This window comes from Chryseobacterium sp. VD8 (assembly GCF_037149975.1).
Classification (GTDB): domain Bacteria; phylum Bacteroidota; class Bacteroidia; order Flavobacteriales; family Weeksellaceae; genus Chryseobacterium; species Chryseobacterium indicum.
Map to the genome: position 1 here is coordinate 1 of NZ_JBBCQL010000401.1, position 1,733 is coordinate 1,733.

Below are 1,733 nucleotides of genomic sequence, written 5' to 3' on the forward strand. Positions count from 1 at the left end.
AAGAAGCCGTCTCATTTCCATGAGGCGGTTTTTTTTATTAAACTTTTCAGATTGGATTTTTTGGCTGATTTTTAAAATAAAATGTGGATCTTACGCCACTTTTTTTCTTAAATTATGTGCTAAAGCATGTAATCCGAACTCGATTTCTACTTTTTTGATGGATTTGAGCATAAATCGTTTAAAATGGTGATTGTGTTTCAGATGTGCAAACACAGGTTCCACATCGCAGCATCTTTTTTTACGTTTTTGTATTCCTTCTTCGCTTTTCAGTCGTTTTCGGGCGAGTTCTTTGTGGCGTTCCAGATTGTGATTCCGCTCTATACTGCGGTTTTCTTTGGACTGATGGCACCTGCTTCTCAACGGGCAACCACTACAGTTTTTGGCTTGGTAATGCGATTGTTTTTGTATAAAACCATTTTTCGTTTTGGTGGTACTTTCATGGGTTTTCTCCATTTTTTGTCCCATCGGACAAACGTAAAAATCCTGTTCCCGATTGTAATGTAAATGCTCTTTGCTAAAGGTTTTGTGCTTGTTTTGATAATGCTCATCCTGTTCTTTATCAAAGGTATTGTACTTTACGAAAGCTTCTATATTAAGTTCTTCTAACAATTGATAATTTTCTTCACTCCCGTAACCCGCATCTGCGGTGAGTGATTCTATTGCAGAGAAGACTTCTTGTCCATAACTTTCTTTAAAATTATCTAAATGCGACACTAAAGTCGTTGTATCCGTGGGATTTTGATGAAGCGTGTAATTAAGAATAAACTGATTCTCTGTAGAAATCTGCGCATTGTAAGCGGGTTTGAGCTGTCCGTTCTTCATATGATCTTCCTTCATTCTCATAAAGGTCGCATCCGTATCGGTCTTGCTGTAAGAGCCTCTTTCTTTCAAAATTTCCTCCTGCAGCTCATACTTTTCAAGGTTTTTCTCAAAGTTGTTTTTGATATAATTCAGCTTCGCTTTTGCTTTGGTTTTTCCTTTGTCCGAAGTAGTTTTTCCGCTTAGTTTTTGATTAATATTTTCAACGGTCTGCCGGATTTTTTCTTTACTGATTTCTTTAAATTCCGGCGGCTGCGGATCTGTATCTTCATCCGAAGCGATGCTTTGGGCATAAGTCCAAAGTTCTTCAAGTTGTTGAAGCATTTTTTCTTTATTGGTTTGGATGGATTTTCCCCAAACAAAAGTATAACGGTTGGCTTGTGCTTCTATCTTTGTACCGTCCGTGTAGACTTGCTTTAAAGTAATCAATCCTTCTTCTGCCAAAAGCAAAACCACCTGGGTAAAAATATCCTTGAAAGCGGACTGCAATTTCTGACTTCTGAATCTTGCAATAGTGTTATGATCAGCAATATTCATATTGGAAAGCCACATAAAAAGAACATTTTCACGCATCGCCTTTTCTATTTTTCTTGACGAATAAATGTTTTCCATATATGCAAAAACCATCACCTTAAGCATCATTACCGGATGGTAACTCGGATTGCCTTCTTTACGGTAAGCGCTTAATAATTTGGAAATATTAATCTTCTCTAAGACATCATTGACGATGCGGACAGGATGTTCCGATGAAATTAAATCCTCAAAAGTATGAGGAAACAAAACCAACTGATTTTGATTGTAATGCCTAAATCCCATATATGTTATTGATTACCAAATAAATATACAAAACAACAGTCAATCTTACAAATGTTTTAATCAAAGAAACCGCCTCAGTTGTGAGACGGCTTCTTTTT

The 1,733-nt window shown here is 36.6% G+C and carries 1 protein-coding gene; it reads right to left on the bottom strand.

Features of this window, described 5'->3' with window-relative positions:
• Positions 1-90: 90 nt before the first annotated feature.
• Entirely contained in the window at positions 91-1,635 is a 1,545-nt protein-coding gene (locus WFK35_RS22605) for an IS1182 family transposase (protein WP_336734873.1), read from the bottom strand.
• Positions 1,636-1,733: the final 98 nt, after the last annotated feature.